The 17,886-nt window shown below is 44.2% G+C and carries 13 protein-coding genes; 4 read left to right on the top strand and 9 right to left on the bottom strand.

All coding sequences use genetic code 11. The features are described 5' to 3' along the window. Positions 1 to 65: 65 nt before the first annotated feature. The 5 genes from MUN89_RS07480 to MUN89_RS07460 form a co-directional block, all read right to left on the bottom strand. Positions 66 to 2,468 carry an immune inhibitor A domain-containing protein gene (locus MUN89_RS07480; protein WP_244712604.1) on the bottom strand — a complete coding sequence of 801 codons (2,403 nt, stop codon included), beginning with the start codon at positions 2,466 to 2,468 and terminating at the stop codon, positions 66 to 68. Positions 2,469 to 2,721: 253 nt separating this feature from the next. Then, complete coding sequence (locus tag MUN89_RS07475) at positions 2,722 to 3,327, bottom strand: DedA family protein (protein WP_244712602.1); 606 nt, start codon at positions 3,325 to 3,327, stop codon at positions 2,722 to 2,724. Between the two features lie 417 nt (positions 3,328 to 3,744). Beyond that, positions 3,745 to 3,951: a copper chaperone CopZ gene (copZ, locus tag MUN89_RS07470; RefSeq protein WP_244712601.1), complete on the bottom strand. Its 207-nt coding sequence runs from the start codon at positions 3,949 to 3,951 to the stop codon at positions 3,745 to 3,747. Positions 3,952 to 3,976: 25 nt separating this feature from the next. After that, positions 3,977 to 6,364 (bottom strand): heavy metal translocating P-type ATPase, encoded by a 2,388-nt coding sequence (locus MUN89_RS07465; RefSeq protein WP_244712600.1) that lies wholly within the window; start codon positions 6,362 to 6,364, stop codon positions 3,977 to 3,979. A 14-nt stretch (positions 6,365 to 6,378) separates the two neighbouring features. Continuing rightward, positions 6,379 to 6,696 carry a metal-sensing transcriptional repressor gene (locus MUN89_RS07460; RefSeq protein WP_244712599.1) on the bottom strand — a complete coding sequence of 106 codons (318 nt, stop codon included), beginning with the start codon at positions 6,694 to 6,696 and terminating at the stop codon, positions 6,379 to 6,381. 153 nt (positions 6,697 to 6,849) lie between these two features. On the opposite strand from MUN89_RS07460, the gene MUN89_RS07455 reads away from it, so the two are divergent. Continuing rightward, positions 6,850 to 7,506 carry a DUF4396 domain-containing protein gene (locus MUN89_RS07455; protein ID WP_244712598.1) on the top strand — a complete coding sequence of 219 codons (657 nt, stop codon included), beginning with the start codon at positions 6,850 to 6,852 and terminating at the stop codon, positions 7,504 to 7,506. Positions 7,507 to 7,600: 94 nt separating this feature from the next. Here MUN89_RS07455 and MUN89_RS07450 read toward each other — a convergent pair whose 3' ends face one another. Then, on the bottom strand, positions 7,601 to 8,296 hold the full coding sequence (locus MUN89_RS07450) for a DUF421 domain-containing protein (protein WP_244712597.1): 696 nt from the start codon (positions 8,294 to 8,296) through the stop codon (positions 7,601 to 7,603). A 326-nt stretch (positions 8,297 to 8,622) separates the two neighbouring features. Here MUN89_RS07450 and MUN89_RS07445 point away from each other — a divergent pair, with 326 nt between their 5' ends. Continuing rightward, positions 8,623 to 12,621, top strand: a complete 3,999-nt coding sequence (locus MUN89_RS07445; RefSeq protein WP_244712596.1) for a glycoside hydrolase family 97 N-terminal domain-containing protein — start codon at positions 8,623 to 8,625, stop codon at positions 12,619 to 12,621. Between the two features lie 50 nt (positions 12,622 to 12,671). Here the strand turns inward: MUN89_RS07445 and MUN89_RS07440 are convergent, their stop codons facing one another. After that, positions 12,672 to 12,920 carry a hypothetical protein gene (locus MUN89_RS07440; protein ID WP_244712595.1) on the bottom strand — a complete coding sequence of 83 codons (249 nt, stop codon included), beginning with the start codon at positions 12,918 to 12,920 and terminating at the stop codon, positions 12,672 to 12,674. Between the two features lie 464 nt (positions 12,921 to 13,384). On the opposite strand from MUN89_RS07440, the gene MUN89_RS07435 reads away from it, so the two are divergent. Together MUN89_RS07435 and MUN89_RS07430 are read left to right on the top strand one after the other, a co-directional pair. Beyond that, on the top strand, positions 13,385 to 14,386 hold the full coding sequence (locus MUN89_RS07435) for a permease (RefSeq protein ID WP_244712594.1): 1,002 nt from the start codon (positions 13,385 to 13,387) through the stop codon (positions 14,384 to 14,386). An 18-nt stretch (positions 14,387 to 14,404) separates the two neighbouring features. Then, on the top strand, positions 14,405 to 15,286 hold the full coding sequence (locus MUN89_RS07430) for a TIGR03943 family putative permease subunit (protein WP_244712592.1): 882 nt from the start codon (positions 14,405 to 14,407) through the stop codon (positions 15,284 to 15,286). Between the two features lie 52 nt (positions 15,287 to 15,338). Here the strand turns inward: MUN89_RS07430 and MUN89_RS07425 are convergent, their stop codons facing one another. Next, entirely contained in the window at positions 15,339 to 16,574 is a 1,236-nt protein-coding gene (locus MUN89_RS07425; RefSeq protein WP_244712590.1) for a coiled-coil domain-containing protein, read from the bottom strand. A gap of 235 nt (positions 16,575 to 16,809) precedes the next feature. After that, entirely contained in the window at positions 16,810 to 17,874 is a 1,065-nt protein-coding gene (locus MUN89_RS07420) for an enoyl-CoA hydratase/isomerase family protein (RefSeq protein ID WP_244712589.1), read from the bottom strand. Positions 17,875 to 17,886 lie beyond the last annotated feature (12 nt).

Raw genomic sequence — 17,886 nt, 5'->3', positions numbered from 1 at the left:
TTGCATATCCAATAAATAAATACTAAAGGAGCTGTCCCTCTATGGGAACAGCTCCTTTTTAGTCTTTACTTAAAGATCAATACTTTTCCAACAGAGTCATCACGTGATTCGCCCGTGACAAGGAATTTCAATCCATAGGATGGAACGTCACGGCCAGCATCTTCAATTGGGCGGTTGCTGTAATTAAAACGATCGTTAAATAACGGATGACGTCTCGTAAAGTAATCTCTCATTGTTAAACCATACTCGGAACGATAGTCGATAAACATTCTTTCTGTGCGATCAAGACTAAATGCCGCATCATGCATTTGGTAGCGTGTTTCTGCAACAGTTCCGTCACTCCACCTGTTCGCACGTTGATCCGCATCCACTACTCCAAGGAAGCCTTCCCCAGGATGAATGCCTGTCCAGTTATTATCATAGGAATTATCTACATACCATACGACTAGGCCGCCATCATAGGACATCAAGCTGTCCCCGCGGCGGATGTGATCCAGTCCTTCATCGATGCCATGGTGGGATCTCCATTCCAATAGATAATACTGGTCAGAGAAAAATTTCCCTTCATCTTTTTTAAATCCATTGAATTCAAATGGGCTTGCGCCTTCTGCATCATCAGCGAACACTTCTTGTCCATCGGCTGTAACTTTAATGTCATCCGCGTAGAATCCAGCCATTGCAAGACCCCCGTCGGTCACATACCGGAACCTTAGCTGAACTTGTTTGCCAGCATAATCGGAAAGATCAAAGACAGCGTCTGTCCAGCCATCGGATGAACCGTCAATGCCATTTCCTTGGTTAGCACCAGCACCTGCCGGGTCATCATTGTTCGTAATGTTTCCGGCTACGTTATTCCAGTTCTCTCCATCTTCAGAAACCTGGACGTACGCGTAATCATAGCCCGTTTCGATTTCATACCACGTTTTAAAAGTCAGCTCTGCCTGGGCAGCGTTGGATAAATCAACAGTCGTTGTCATGAAATTGTTTAAGCTGTTGCCACTGCCACTGAAGTACTCGTAAGTACCGCTTGCCGGCGTATTCACTACGGTTTCTTTTTGAGGAAGGTCTATTCTTACCGCATCATTGTTTGTTCCTTTCGTAGACGATTCATCGAGCAGAACTTCGGTGCCTCTTCTCGTGATATCCTCTTGATTAAGCGTCTCTCCGCTTAACCAGTTACCGCCGTGAGCATTTTGCAAATATTCCTTCGCATAAGGACTAAATCCAGTAGGCTCGGTGCCTGGAACGTCCCCTGCCCAGCTACCGCTCGACATGATCGACCAATAAGATACCGGCTCCCCTTCACCAGAATACTGGGTATCATATTCATCGGGAAGTCCTAAGTCATGTCCGAATTCATGAGCAAAGACGCCGGCCGCCCCGTCTTCCGGTTCAATCGTATAGTCAATTGCTGCTAACTGGCCGCCCCAATAAGGAACGTCCGTTTCTGACCCTGGAATTGTCGCCGGGGTGCCATCGTCTTCAAAAGCGAGACTCCAGCGGTGTGACCAGATGGCATCAGCTCCTAAAGATCCGCCGCCCGCTTCTTCACCCACTCCGGAGTGAATAACCATAAGGTGGTCAATAATCCCGTCCGGCTCCGCCAGATTTCCGTCACCGTCCAGATCATAACGGTCCCATTGATCGTAATCACCGAGATGAACGTCAGGATCCTGCGCCGCTTTGGCGAGCGCTTCTTTCACTAATGCTCTTGCCCGGTGATCGCTGTCTGCTTCCGTCGGATAATTGCCGCCGTAATATGCAGCTGGATGATCGGCCGTATACCATCCGGCTACGTCGCCATCGACCGTGTAACTGCCGCCGGATTGAGCTTCATAATATTGCTTCATGGACACTAAATTCTCTCCATTCGGACCTTCGTATCCATTTGAGCCGAAAATCATATTTTGAAAATGCTCGTGTGTATAATCGTCATAGTACATATCGGTTTCTTCTGGCGTAATCGAGCTTTTCTCATAATCCGGAAAATCAATGGCCAGCACTAATACTTGATCTTCCCGTGTCTCCCCATTGTATTTTTCCTTCTCTACAGGATCCACATGATTGCCAAACCAGCCATGACCCTTTCCTCTATGGCGATTCAATCCTTTTTCACGAACCTTCTTCTGCAGTTTCTTTTCCTGGTCTTTCACAAAATTTGCTGTTTCCTCCTCTACTGGAGGCTTGTCCGTTTTTGCTTTTAAGTATTTTTTCAAAACCTTCTCGGCTTCTTCCGGAGTCGCTTTTTCTTTAATCTTGCCTTCCTTTTTCAGCATTTCAATCAGCTTTTCATCATTGGCTATCCCCAAATCGACTGGTGAGTTGTATGTACTTTTAGGAACCGCCTGAAAAGTGTCTTTGGAACTGGCCTGCTGTGCTGAAACTCCTGATGCCCATGTACTGAACCCGATCGCAAGCGCCATGGCTGCAGCTGTCATTTTTCTTTTTTGTTTCCTCTTTCTTTTCATAAACGTCCTCCTGACCAAAGTTTTTTGGAGAGAAAAATCTTATGTATACCCATTTTTTTCTAACTCCAAATGAAATTGTACATAATTACGTGAAAATTGTAAATATTTTTACTATTATAATGGAAAATGGGTTCTTTCTTACTGATCATTTCTAACCTTCTTCATTGAATAAGATCGATTCCACACGTACTTTGGGACTAAAGTCAGACGTCTTCTCTCATAAAAAAAAGCCTGCATGAATGTGCAAGCTAGGTCATTGATATTTTTTTCTTAACCAGTGAAGCAGAAAGAGCAGCATCCCAAGAAAAAGCAGCACGTACAAGAACTTGGCATAGGCATCCATAAACAATACCACCTGATGCCAGGAGGCACCAAGTGCTGCTCCAAGCTTGATCAATACGAAATTCCAAACCATCGTTCCGCATAAGGTAAATACGAAAAAACTCCATATGTTCATGCGTGCCATCCCTGCCGGAAGGGAAATTAAACTGCGGACCAACGGTACAAATCGGCAGAGGAAAACAGTCCATGCACCATATTTGTTAAACCAGGCTTCTGCTCTTTGAATATCATTTTTCGTTAAACGCAGATACCGCCCCCACCTATCTGCAAAAACGTACATTCTTTCAGCCCCGGCATACGTGCCAATCCCATAAAGCAAAAAGGCACCTGCGATTGATCCTGCCGCAGCTGCAGCCATCACACCGGCGATCGAGAGCTCTGAATACGTTGTCATATACCCACTGAACGTTAAGATGACTTCAGATGGAATCGGAGGAAACAAGTTCTCTATCGCAATCAAAAATAAGACCCCAGCATAGCCAAAATGGTTGATAAAATCAATCAGCCACGTTTCCATACAAGCTCCTTCACTTTTTACTTACATGTATGCTTGGAGCCTTAGAAATAGTCACTCAAAACTCTATATCTATTTTGAGTGGTATTCTTCAGCGGGTTAATAAACTGGAAAGAGAATTGATCCCCGGTCTGGGTTTAAAAAATGAATGATTATTGATTTTGATAGAAACAAAAATGACTCTTTTCGATCTTGCAAGGAGTGGCTAATTGGAAAAAAGTCTTTTCCTGCATCTAGAAGGTCCCAAGGAGTGATGACCCTTCCACTCCTGCGGAAGAAAGGGAATCCGAGATCGCCGAGCGGGGTTCTGTGAGGAAACTCGGGCGCTCGACCGCGGCAAGGGAAGGGGCGCTTCACTCCTGGTCGATGAAAAAATAAAAAAGCCCCCGCTTCCATTAGGAAACGGGGCTTTTAAAGGATTTAGGAAACAACGTCATAGCCTTGCTCTTCAATGGCTTCCTTCATATCATCTTGGTTCACTTTCTCCTCGCTGTAGGTCACATCCACTTTTCCTGAATCAAGGTGAACTTCTACAGCTTGGACACCATTAAGCTCATTCAAGGCTCCCTTTACGGCACTTTCACAATGGCCGCAAGTCATGCCCTGAACGTTTAATGTTTTCTGCATGGATTCTCCCTCCTTTCATCTGGAATTACACTTTTACTCGTTTCAAGCGAAGCGAGTTACTTACAACACTGACGGAACTGAACGCCATCGCTGCACCCGCAAGCCAAGGGGCAAGCAGGCCTGCAGCAGCTATTGGAATGCCTGCTGAATTATAGAACAGCGCCCAGAAGAGATTCTGACGGATATTTTTCAGTGTTTTCTTGCTTAACGTAATGGCTTTTGGAATTAACGTTAAGTCCTCGCCCATAATCGTTAAGTCTGCTGCTTCAATCGCGACATCAGTACCTGTACCGATTGCGATTCCAATATCGGCAGAAGCAAGTGCAGGTGCATCGTTAATGCCATCGCCGATCATGCCGACCCGTCTGCCTTCACCTTTTAAGCGTTCAATATGAGAGGCTTTTTCTTCGGGGATCACCTCAGCAATTACTTCGTCTATTCCAGCTTGTTCAGCGATCGCGTTTGCTGTTTTTTCATTATCCCCTGTGAGCATGATTAAATGCAGTCCAAGTTCTTTTAACTCCTTCATGGCTTCAGCAGCTGTTTCCTTTAACTGGTCGGCGACCGCAATCATACCTTCAGCCTTGCCATCGACCGCAATGAGCATCACTGTTTTTCCTTCTTCCTCCCACGCTTTCATCGTGGCTTCATACTTGGAAAAATCAATGTCTTCACTGGACAGTAGTTTTCGCGTACCAATAAGCAAGGTATGACCAGCTACAACGCTTTGAATACCGAACCCGGGTTTCGCTTCAAATTGCTCCACCTCACCAGGAGAGTTGCCTTTTGCTTTTCCGTATTCCACAACCGCTGAAGCCAGCGGATGCTCGGACTGGCCTTCTGCACTGACGAGGAGCTCAAGCAGGTCTTCTCTTTCAGTTTCAAAATTCGTAACCTCCGGCTCGCCTTTCGTCAGAGTTCCTGTTTTATCAAATACCATCGTATCTAAGCTGTGTGTCGTTTCTAAATATTCGCCGCCTTTAAACAAGATTCCCAATTCGGCGCCTTTCCCCGTTCCAACCATAATGGAAGTCGGCGTGGCGAGTCCTAACGCACAAGGACAGGCAATTACGAGAACAGCAATCGATGCTTCAAGGGCTGAAGCAAGCTCTCCTGGGTTAATAACAGTGATCCAGATAACAAACATGACTACGGCAATGGCGACAACAATAGGGACAAAATACCCTGAAATAACATCCGCAAGCCGCTGGATTGGTGCTTTGGAGCCTTGTGCTTCTTCAACTACCTGAATGATATGGGCAAGAGCTGTATCTTTTCCTACTTTTGTTGCTTTCATCTGAATCGTTCCGTTTTTGTTGATCGTTGCTCCAATTACTTTGGCGCCTTCCTCTTTATCAACGGGGATGGATTCCCCTGTAATCATGGACTCATCCACTGACGTATGACCGCTTTGAATGACACCGTCAACAGGGATTTTTTCCCCGGGTCGGACTAACAGAACATCGTCCACTTTCACTTCATCGACTGCTACTTTTTTCTGCTCGCCACCTTCGATTAATGTCGCTTCCTTTGCCTGCAAGTTAAGCAGGCTGGAAATCGCCTGAGTAGTGCGGCCTTTCGCCAGGACTTCAAAGTATTTCCCTAACAAAATCAACGTAATCAGGATCGCACTGGTTTCAAAATATAAATGGACATTCATTCCTGGATTGATTAATGAACGAATCAACTCCACGACGCTGTAAAAATATGCGGCGCTCGTCCCAAGAGCTACAAGCACATCCATATTGGCGCTTTTATTCTTCAGGTTCTTATAGGCGCCTTCATAAAACTGAAAACCGATGACAAACTGCACCGGAGTCGCGAGCACAAACTGAAGCCAAGGATTTACCAATAGATTCGGCAGCTCGACGCCCGCCATATGACTAACCATAATGAGGAAGAGCGGCAAAGACAGTACCGCTGAAGCAATCAGTTTGTATTTCTGCATTTTCTGCTCTTTTTCTTTATGAGACTGTTTATCTTCCCGGTCTTTTCTTCGTTCTGCATCGTAGCCGAGCTTTTGAATACGGGCAATTAAGTCATTCACTTCTACCATCCCGGGGTAATAGCTGACCTGACCGATTTCACTGGCCAGGTTGACCGAAGCCTTTTCCACCCCGGACATTTTATTCAGAACTTTTTCAATTCTCGTAGAACATGCAGCACAGGTCATGCCATAGATATCAAATTCGACCGTATCCTTCTCCACATCATACCCGAGCTTTTGGATACGTTCTTGAATATCATGTGAACTTGCTTCATCTTCGTTGTAATGAATACGGGCATTTTCGGTCGCCAGGTTGACTTCCGCCTCGACTCCATTCATTTTATTTAAAGATTTCTCTATCCGCGTAGAGCAGGCGGCACAAGTCATCCCGGTTATGCCTATTTTGACATCTTTGTCTTCACTCATCTTGATTCACCTTCTTATTTAGAGAATTGCTGAACCACCTTCATCAATTCGTCAATGGCTTCTTCGCCTTCTCCTTTTTTAATCGCATCGGCTACACAATGGTGGGTGTGGCGTTCCATTAAGGAATACCCTACTTTATTAATAGCCTTATTAATCGCTGAGATTTGAACGAGAATGTCTACACAGTAGCGATCATTCTCCACCATTTTCTGAATGCCTCTCACTTGGCCTTCTATTCTCTTCAAGCGGTTTAACACCGCTGTTTTCTCCTCATCCGTTCTAGGCTTGACTGGCTCTTTCCCGCTGTTCTCTGGTAATTGATGGTCGCACATATTCGGTCTCCTCTCCGTATTTTTAATATACCCTATATAGGTATTATTAGTCAATCAAATGAATTATCAATGTTTAAAAGGAATTAACGTTTATCAAAATACATAAACGGGGTATATTTTTAATAAATGAAATCACATAAAGAGGTGAAGCTTATGCTAGAAGTTATTTCCTGGATATTTCTCGCTATTGGGATATTATCCTCACTCATTATCGTAATCGATATTATTCGTCATCCTCAAATGATGGCCATTATGAACTTAGTATGGCCATTAAATGGCTGGTTTTTCGGACCGTTTGCTTTATGGGCTTACTTTAAATGGGGGCGCTTAAAAGCGAAAAACCTTGATAAAGAGGATAATAGAGGTGAAGGGGCGCAAGTATTTGTATCTACGAGCCACTGTGCTGCCGGCTGTTCCTTTGGGGACGCCGTCGGGGTACCGATCGTCGCCCTTACGGGTATAATGATTGCAGGCTCTACATTATTTGCGCACTACACGATTGAATTTATATTGGCTTATATTTTCGGGGTGATTTTTCAATTTTATGCGATCTACCCTATGAATAAAGAACAAGGCATGATGAACGCTTTGAAAGAAACCATTAAAGCCGATTCCTTTTCGCTGATTGCTTTTGAAGTCGGCATGTTCGGCTGGATGGCGATCGTTCACTATCTATTGTTCCCTACACCACCAAAACCTCATGAAGCGACGTACTGGTTCATGATGCAGATCGCGATGATTTTAGGCTTCTTAACAAGCTACCCGGCCAACTGGCTGTTAGTAAAAAAAGGTATCAAAGAAGCGATGTGATTCCCAAGGCTGTCGATAAAATCGGCAGCCTTTTTTATGTGAGGAATTACCTGCCCTAGAACGCAAAAAACTTGCAGAAGGTTCTTCCTGCAAGTTAAGCCTTTTTGCTAATGTAAAGATTCCCGTTGCCTTCGAGCTCCGCATAAAACACCTGCTTTGGCGACTCAATGTTGTGACTGTTCAACTGCTGTTTCAACCAATTCACATCAAGATTAAACAGATCTAAATTGTCAAGCAGCACTTTCCCATCGGATATAATGGCCGTATCCAGCGGAGGCGGAGGCGGTGTCGGTTCGGGCGAAAGGGAGGTTTGAATGTCTTCCTTGGCGGCCGGCTGTTTATTAATCTTTTTTAATACAGACAGCTTGCCATTCGTTTCGAAAATAGCATAATCCACATCAGAAACAGAAAATACTTTTTCCCTTCTTAGCAGTACCCGAAGAGAATCAAGATCGAGCCGGGTTTTCCGCAGTGCTTTTTCATTCAATACACCGTTCTTAATTAAGACAATCGGTTCGCCGGTTATAAATTTCCGTGCTGGCCTCGACTTAATATCCACCCATCCCATAATCACCGTAAACAAGGACCAGCCAACAAGAGCAAGCACCCCATTAAAAATCGTTAAGCTCCTGTCGGTGATCAAGGAGCCCCCGATCGTTCCAATGGAAATCGCTGATACAAAATTAAAGAATGTCATTTGGCTGATTTCTTTTCTTCCCATCATTCTCGTCAAAGTTAAAAGCACAATAAAGGAAAGCAGCAGCCGAATCAGCAGCTGGGTCGTTTCCATACTTCTCACGCCTTTCCATTCGCTAATAGGAAGTCTCTCCACATCCCCGCCTATTTAAACGAATAGGTCCTTAGTCTTTCATATCGATCAAAAGACTTTTATTTTCACTAGTTTCCCGTCATTCCAAGGAACTACATAAGACACAAACCACAAAATAATGCTGATTCACCTCAAAAAAATGCAGATTGCTCTTTCTATTTTTCGCGTTCATCCGTGTTATAGTGACGTTGTATGCGCTTACATTATTTACAAGGAAAGGGAGGTGCACCCATTCAGCTTCCGATCACACTGACCGTCGTTCAGGAAGATTAACTAAGGAGGGTATTATGGTAAAAAACAAATCCTTACTAGGCTGTCTGCTCGTGCTTTGCTTATTTCTGTCTCTCCCCCTTACCGCTCATGCAGACGGGGCTGACACATCAATGAGTTCTCCAGACAAAAACATAGCAGTGAAAGTCTCACTCCAAGAAGATGGCACTCCGCAATACCAAATTACTTACAAAGGAAAGAAGAGGATTGACCCTTCCTCTCTCGGATTTCATTTTAAAAATCAAGATCCCATGGACAACAATTTTGAAATCGTGAATACCTCTGTGAAAACGTTTAATCATACTTGGAAACCTGTCTGGGGTGAAAAATCCAGCATTACCAATCATTACAACGAATTAACCGTAGAATTGCAGGAAAAATCCGGCCAGCAGCGGAAGCTGAATCTCGTCTTTCGTGTCTACGACGATGGCGTCGGCTTCCGTTATGTGATTCCAAAACAGCCGAATGTCGATGAAAACCTGCAGATCGTTTCAGAAGATACGGAGTTCAGCTTTTCCGATAACAATACCTCATGGTGGATTCCAAATGATTGGGACAGCTACGAATACAACTACCATCAGACCCCTTTAAGTGACGTAGACGAAGTCAGCACCCCATTAACTATGAAAACTCCTGACGGGGTACATCTCACCGTTCACGAAGCCGCTTTAATCGATTATTCAGGTATGGCACTCAAAGCAGAGGAAGGAACAGAAACGTCGTTGAAGAGCATCCTGGCCCCGTGGCCGGACAGCGACGTCAAGGTGAAAAAAGATTCTCTTCCTGTCGAGACGCCGTGGCGCACCGTGCAGATGGGGGATACCGCTGGTGACTTAGTGGAGTCCGACATGATCCTCAATTTAAACGAACCAACCGATTATAAAGACACCTCTTGGATCAAACCAATGAAATACATGGGCATCTGGTGGGAAATGCACATCGACAAATCCACCTGGGCGTCCGGTCCAAAACACGGAGCCACCACCGAAAATGCCAAAAAATACATCGATTTTGCCCACAACTATTTAGACAGCGAAAACAATAACATCGGCCTCTTAGTGGAGGGCTGGAATGAAGGCTGGGACGGCGACTGGACCGAAAATGGAGATCAGTTCAGTTTTACAGAGTCTTATCCTGACTTTGACTTAAAAGAAGTCGTCAATTATGCCGAACAAAATGGTGTTGAATACATCGCCCATAATGAAACGAGCGGTGATATACAAAACTATGAAGACCAAATGGAAGACGCTTATAACCTTTATGAAAGCTTGGGGATCAATGCGATAAAAAGCGGCTATGTGGCTGATAACGGCATTAAAGACCCAGTCGGGCAAAAACACCACGGACAGTATATGGTGAACCACTATAATAACGCTGTAAAAAGAGCCGCCGAGCATCATATTATGATTGATACACATGAACCGATCAAATCGACCGGACTTGAGCGGACGTATCCCAACTGGATGAGCCGTGAAGGAGTCATGGGTATGGAATACAATGCCTGGAGTGAAGGCAGTCCTCCCGACCATTTAACGATTCTTCCATTTACCCGGATGATGGCTGGTCCGATTGATTACAATCCTGGTATTTTTGACGTGCAGATTGAAGAAAAACCAACTAACCGGGTCCATACGACACGTGCCCAGCAGCTAGCGCTTTATGTTACCGTAACGAGCGGTACACAGATGGTGACCGACCTGCCGGAAAATTATACTGACGAGGAAGGCAATATTCTTCCTGAATTTGAATTTATCAAAGACGTTCCCGTCACCTGGGACGACACTATGGTTCCGAATAGTAAAATTGGTGATTATATTACAACTGTTCACAGAAGCGGCGATGAGTGGTATATCGGCACTACTACCGACGAACATGCCAGAGACTTAGACGTCAGCCTGAACTTTTTGGATAAGGATAAAATGTACGTCGCAGAAGTCTATTCTGATGGTCAGGATGCCGACTGGGAGACCAATCCGAACCCTGTTGAGATCGATAAAGTCATCGTAGAAAGTGCGGACACCTTTACCGCCTCCCTCGCAGCCGGTGGTGGACAAGCGGTACGGATTTATCCCGCTTCTGAAGAAGAGGCAAAGGAACTTCCTGCCTACAATGCACCTAATGTAGAAGTGAACTATAAGGATGTTCCGAACGAAATTCAATCCAACGATGCATTGAATGTGAAAGTGGAAGCTGAAAATAAAGGCACCGTTGTCACGAGTAAGAAACTCGACCTCATGGTAAACGGCAGCAAGGCTGCAGAAAAAACCGTAAGAATTGCTCCAGGAAATACGAAAGAAATCACGTTGACTTACGATCAGTTATTTGAAACAGGCGACTATCAGATCAGCATCAACGACCTCGAGGAAAAAACGGTGAAAGTAAAAGAAAAAGCGCCAACGTTTGCTTACAGCGACCTTGAAGTGACCACAGATAACGGGGTCATTACCGCTAAAGCAAAAGTAACCAACTACGGGTCTACGAAAGGAACGACAGAGGTCCCGCTTAAAGTAGATGGAATGAGAGTGAAATCGGAACACGTGGAAGTGCCGGCAGGAGTAGGTGGAGAAAGTAAAATGGTCTTCTTCACGTATGACACTGGTCAGGAAGCCGGTGCTTACGAAGTAGCAATTGGCGACCTTGAGCCAAAGCTCGTTGCTGTACCAACGATCGGCCTTAAAGGCGAGTGGCGCTTCCACAAAGGCGATAACATGGACTGGAAATCCCCAGATCTCGACGAAAGCGGCTGGGAAACCGTCACCCTTCCTAACAGCTGGGAAGATCACTCCAACTATACGGAAGATAACGTCTTTGGCTGGTATAGAAAAACGATAACCGTACCAAGGGAATGGAAAGGATACGACTTAAAAGTAAGACTCGGAAGGATTGATGACGTCGATGAAACCTTTATGAACGGTGAGAAAGTCGCTCAATCCGGAACCTTCCCGACTGGGGAAGGGGAGCAGGGCTTAGTTTCCGCCTGGGACTGGGACCGTGAATACGTAATTCCAGCCGAAACGATCCGCTACGGGGAGAAAAACGTCATCAGCACCCGCGTCTTTGATGCTTCCTTCGGTGGCGGTTTGTATCAAGGACCGCTCGGGCCGATTGAGCTTGTAAGAGGAGATGAGACGGACGATACAACCGATCAACGTCTGGCAGGCAAAGACCGATATGAAACAGCCATTGAAATCGCAAGAGAAGGCTGGAAGAAATCCGATACCGTGGTGATCGCAAGAGGCGATCGTTTTGCTGATGCCCTTGCAGGTGCACCGCTCGCTTATAAAGAAAATGCCCCAATTTTACTGACGAAAACAGATCGTCTGTTAGCGGATGTAAGGCAAGAAATCGAGCGTTTAGGTGCCGAACATGCGATTATCCTCGGCGGCCCTAACGCTGTCTCCAGTTACGCGAAATACCAGCTGGAAGGAATCGGACTCAGTGTTGAAAGAATCCATGGCAAAAACCGTTATGAAACAGCCGCTTCCATAGCAGCAAGGCTTGACGGCAACCCTGAAAAAGCCATTGTGGCAAACGGCAGCAAGTTCCCGGATGCCCTCTCCGTTGCCCCGTATGCAGCAGAAAATGGCTATCCGATTCTGCTCACGAAAAATGATCAGCTGCCAAACGCAACCAAACGGACGTTACAGGACATTTCTGCTTCCATTGTCGTTGGAGGAGAGTCAGTCGTAAATAAAGACCTCCTGCACCAGCTGCCAAACGCCACCCGTGTAAACGGTGACCACCGCTTTGAAACAGCAGCAAAAGTAGCTGAAGAGCTATATGACGACACCAATACAGCCTTTATTTCCACAGGCTATGAATTCGCCGATGCTCTGACAGGATCGGTGCTCGCGGCCAAGCACAACGCGGTATCCTTGCTCGTAAAAACAGACAAGGTACCCGAAAGCACTCAGTCCGTCTACAGCCGCATGGATATTAAAAACCTATATATTCTAGGAGGTCCTGGAGCAGTAAGTAAAGAAGTTAGAGAACAATTAAGTCCAAAACACAAGTAAAACAATAAGCCCGCTTGAATCTCAGGAAGGATTCAAGCGGGCTTTTCTGCTTAGAAGTAAAACCAAAATGCAAAAACCGTAAACACCACGATGAATAAAGCTTTGCTGATCCAAAAGGATTTCTCAGGGATACCAAGGCTCTTTTCTAAAAACCTTAGATAGGTGAGTAAAAAGATTATCCCAAAAATACTTAACCCTTGGCTGCCAGGACCAGCGACATGCTTCACAACCGATAAAGCAATAAGGAGAAGGCCGATATAGCCGATCGCCATAAATAAATGCAGCGTCTGCCTATTCAACTGAATGCCTGCTTTCCTTCAAAGTTCAGCTGTCTTTCTCATCATTCTTCTTTCCGTCATAGTCATAGCCTGACTTTCCCCAGTAGTACAAAAATAAGGCAGATGAAAGAACGGCTAACATGGCTGCGATTCCCTGCATCATCAGTCCTCCTTAAAATCGGATTGGTTATTCCAATTATTTCAAACCATGAAGCTGAACTCAAGTCTCACTTAGTAAATGTCCGAGAAAGGCGGCTTTTCTAATGAACGATAGAGCTCTACTATTTCTTTCCTGCTGGGATCCCTATGATTTAAGTTCGTTTCCCAGGCCAACGCCACTAATTCACTCACGAGCTTTAAAGAAACTAGACTTTCTTCCGCTACTAATAGGATCCAATAAAAATCGGAATATTTTTGGTTATCAAAGAGTAAGATTTAATAGATTAACAAAACAGTAATCGTTACATTTAAGGAGGTCTCCTGTTATGCTCGTCAAAACTTCAAATGCGCTCATCTATTTCATATTTTCCCTCGTGTTCGTGGCTATCTTTGTCGCTTTTGTCGGCGGGGAATTTATCCCCATTGAAAAATACGCAGCTCTTCCGCAAGAAATCCTGGATATCAATACGCTGTTTCTTAGTATATTCCTAGAAGCTATCCCTTTTGTACTAATCGGTGTTTTTATTTCGGCGCTTATCCAGTCGTTTATTAAAGAAGAACATTTACAGCGTTTTATTCCCTCCAATCCGATCCTGGCGATTATCCCTGGGGTTATCATTGGAGCGATCTTTCCTATTTGTGAATGTGCGGTTGTACCAATCGTTAGACGGCTCGTTCAAAAAGGCATGCCCCTCCATGTAGGATTTGTTATTCTCGTTTCTGCCCCCATATTAAATCCGATTGTGTATCTATCCACCTATTACGCTTTTCAGTCGAGTCACCACGTCGCACTTGAACGAATGGGACTGGCCTTTGTCGTATCCATTATACTAGGTCTGCTCATCTATTGTTTTTACGGGGACAGCAACCAATTGAAAGGAATTCATTCATCTGCATCCGGTCACCATCATCCCCATAAAAGGATAGGAAAATGGAAAGAGACGATGCACCACGCCATTGACGAATTTTTTGGTATGGGAAAATACTTACTATTTGGCTCCCTGGTAGCTAGCGTGATTCAGGCTTTTCTGGCACGGGAAACGTTATTAAATGTCGGACACGGGCTGGTAAGCGGCCCTTCAGCTATGATGGGAATGGCTTACGTTCTCTCTCTTTGTTCGGAAGCTGATGCATTTGTTGCTGCTTCCTTTAAGTCAGTTACTTCCGGCACCTCTTTGTTAGCCTTTTTAGTTTACGGTCCCATGATTGATTTAAAAAATACCATTTTATTATTCGCCTATTTTAAAAACAAGTTTGTGGCAGGGTTTTTAGTACTTGTGACGGTCGTTGTATTCTCAGTTATTCTCCTGTACAGCTTTTGGTATTAACGAAGGGAGGGCACAGAATTGAAACAGTCGACTCATTTATTTATCCAGAGGATCGTTTTGCTGGGATTTACGTTTTTAATTTTTAAATTGATGGTCACTGGCAATATTTATAACTATGTATCACCGAAAATGTTTCCGTATGTTTATTTTTCATTTTTTGTTCTTGCCCTTTTGTGCTTCATGCAATTCCTCCGCACCAAGGAGGAGCATGAAGAAGAAAATTGCGACTGTGGACATGACCACGCACCGACGGGATCCCCGCTTAAAGTCCTGCTGGTCTACTCTTTATTTCTTGTCCCTATTTTCACAGGACTGCTCTTCTCTGATCACACGTTAGGTACGACGATCGCGCAGAAAAAAGAATTTAAATATGAAGCCTCGGGTTCTCAAAATACGGATTCCTCTATAAATAATAGTCAAAGTACGGGCAAGTCAGCCGGTAAACAGCAGCTTGATGAAAGTGGCATCATTACCGAGCAGCAGCTCCATCCTGAGCTTTATCAGCAAATGAGTTCAGAGAACAGCATAACGTTAACTACAGAAAACTACATGGGTGCGATCAGTATTCTTGAGGAAAACCCGGCCAAATTCCGAGGAAAAAAAATCACGATAGATGGGTTTGTCTATCGGGAAAAAGAATTTCCAGATACTCGGATCGTACTTGGAAGATTTGGAGTAACCTGCTGCATTGCTGACGCAAGTCTGTATGGGCTTATGGCAGAAGGGGATAATTTACAATCATTGAAAACAGATTCCTGGCTGCAAATTACGGGAACGTTAAACGAAGCTGTCATCAATGATTGGTCGCTGCCATTAATTGAAATCGATAGTGTAAAAGAAATGAACAAGCCTTCAAAGGCTTATGTATATGAGAACATCGATTATAGTAAACTCCCTTAAAAATAAAACCTCCCTATGGAATCCATAGAGAGGTTTCGGATGCAGGATATTTTTATTGGACGACTCTTCGGACTACGCCACTAAAGGTAGATTTCCAATAAGGGTTGTTCATCGAGTCTATCGTGACTCCAGTTGAACTGTTATCATTTAAAAACCTGCCATTTCCTAGATAAATTCCTACATGGCCATTGGTTTTGTACGTGTCAAAAAATACGATGTCTCCTCTTTTCATGGAAGAAGCACTCACGCTTATACCACGGTTGACGAGCGTATTGGTCGTTGTGCCCGTCACTGAACCCAAGTTCACTCCCGCTTGTGAAAATGCCCAGCGTACAAACGAAGAACAGTCAAAGGAACGGTTTGCAATGTCCGTACTGTTTCTGCCGCCTCCCCAGTTGTACGGAGAATTTCCAACAAGAGCAGAACCGGCATGAATCGCTGTTTCGATCGCACTGCTTCCTTTTTTCACAGTTCCAGAAGGAGCGGACGCCACCTCGACTTTATTTTGCCGGACTTCATGCTGCTGTTCTTTACGTTGTTGTTCCTTACGCTGTTGTGCGAGTCTTGCTTTTCGTTTTTCTTCCTTAACCAATTCTTTCTCCCGCTCGGAAAGCTCAGCAGAATCCTGTTCGAGGTCCTTAAGATCGCTGGAGGTAAGCAGCTGCTCTTCCTTCATCTTTTCTATTAAACTATTTTTCTCATCGATCTGATAGTTTAATTGCACTTTCACACTTTCCAATTCATCAAGCGCCTGCTTTCTCTGTTCCATTTTCTCATTTAACGCTTTTTGGTCGTGTTCCAGCTGCTGCTGGTTCTTCTTCTGTTCTTCCAGCAAATTTTGGTCTGCATTAACAATGGTCGTTACCGCCATCGCTCGTTCAATAAAATCCCCAAAATCCTGGGACCCCATGAGGACACTCAAATAGCTTGTCCGCTGGTCATTGACCTGCATTGCCCGCGCTCTTTTTTTAAGAACTGCTTTTCTTTCTTTGATCTTTTTTTTCGTGGCCGCAATGTCTTTTTTCAAAGACGCAATCTCTTGTTTCGTTTTTTCGATCTTCTCATTTAATGACGCCAGCTTCTCATTGTTTTCTTTTACTTTCAAGTTAATCTTAGACAAGGCATCTTTCATTTCTTTTTCTTCTGCCTTTAGTTCAGATAACTTGTTGGATTTTTCGTTCATTCTTTCTTCTACTTTCTTTTGCTCATTATGTACTTCCTGCTTACTCATCTGATCCGGATCATTAGCGAATACAGAATTATGTCCAAATAAACCCAGTAAACTCATCAACAAAATAGGAATAGCGCAAATACTGAACTTCTTCATCATCTTCTCCTTCTTGGCAATAATTTCAAATAATAACGGTTACGATCTATTGCAATTATAACAACACTACTTCGACAAGAACAGACAATTTATATTACAATTATATTTCATTTTCATATAAATAGAATGAATAGCAGTCTGATTTACCCATTAAAAAAGAACTCCCCTTACTCTGGGAAGTTCTTTGTCTTTGACTCTATTTAATCTCCGCAGGATTCCGATCGACGAAAAAGCTTCGAACCGTTTCATCGCTAACCTCAGATAAGTTTTGATACTTGTACTCCGGTTCATGATCTTTATCGATGAGCACTGAGCGGATTCCTTCATAAAAGTCGTCATGAAGGAGGAAGTTTTTTGCAATGGTAAAATCCTCATCTAAACAAGAAGACAGCGATTTTCCTTCTCCCTTGATCAATTGTTTTAACGTTACTTTTACGGAACTTGGAGACTTAGATAAGATCGTGTCGCGTGTCTTCCTTGCAAAATCGGTTTCCGAATTCTGAAGAGAATCCACAATTTCCTCCACAGTTGCTTTTGAGAAGTGAAGGTCGATTTCCTCCTGCACGTCTTTTAACTGGCTAGGTTGAGGTGGCTTCGCTGCAAATTGTTCCACAGCCTTTTGTAATGTGTCGTCTACTGAAAGCTGGTGCCAATCGATTTCTTCTAAATAAGCAAGAAATTTTTCCAAAGTATCTCTAGTCATATAGTCATCTGCAGCCCGGCTGTAGATAACATCTTCAGCTTTTAAGATTGAAGCAGTCAAAGCCAAGTAGCGTCCTGTGTAACCTGGAGCACGATTCAGAAAATAGGCTGCCCCTACATCTGGGAAAAAGCCAATGTTCATTTCGGGCATAGCCCACTTGGTTTTTTCCGTGACAATCCGGTAATCTGCCCCATAGCTGAGCCCAACTCCTCCGCCCATAACAATGCCATCCAGACAGGCAATAATAGGCTTACTATATGAATAGACTAACTCATCCACCTCATACTCCCTTTGGAAAAACTGTACGGCCTTCTCCATTGCTTCTTGACTACTTCTGGCTTTATAGAGTGTTTTAATATCTCCACCCGCACATAATCCCTTCGTTCCTGCTCCCTTAAGAACAATCAGTTTAACCTGGTCATTTCGTTCCCATTCCATGAGCTGCTTACCAATCGCATCCAGCATTTGATCATTGAGCGAATGGAGAGCTTCCTGTCTGTTTAACGTAATGGATGCTACCCCATTTTCCTGCTGCGAGAATAATACTTGATAATACATATAACCCCTCCT

The organism is Halobacillus salinarum, assembly GCF_022919095.1.
Classification (GTDB): Bacteria; Bacillota; Bacilli; order Bacillales; family Halobacillaceae; genus Halobacillus_B; species Halobacillus_B salinarum.
Note: the sequence above shows the minus strand (reverse complement) of the source record. Positions and strands in the feature narration are given on the sequence as shown.